This window comes from Kineococcus sp. TRM81007 (assembly GCF_022669155.1).
Classification (GTDB): Bacteria; Actinomycetota; Actinomycetes; order Actinomycetales; family Kineococcaceae; genus Kineococcus.
In genome coordinates, this window is record NZ_JALBVB010000004.1 from 1 (window position 1) to 212 (window position 212).

The window sequence follows — 212 nt, forward strand, 5'->3', positions numbered from 1 at the left end:
GCTGGAGGAGCACTCGATGAGGTTGACGCGTTCACTGTGTGGCTCTCAGGACGCAACCAGTTGTTTGGTGTGGTTCCTGGCCCTTGTGGTCCGGTGGTCATAGCGGTGGGGAAACGCCCGGTTACATTCCGAACCCGGAAGCTAAGCCCACCAGCGCCGATGGTACTGCCCGGGAGACTGGGTGGGAGAGTAGGTCACCGCCGGCCACTCAC

At 62.3% G+C, this 212-nt stretch carries 1 rRNA gene; it reads left to right on the plus strand.

Going from position 1 to position 212, the window contains the following annotated elements:
• The first annotated feature begins 89 nt into the window (after positions 1 to 89).
• Positions 90 to 206, plus strand: a 5S ribosomal RNA gene (rrf, locus tag MN205_RS00015).
• The last annotated feature ends 6 nt before the right edge of the window (positions 207 to 212 follow it).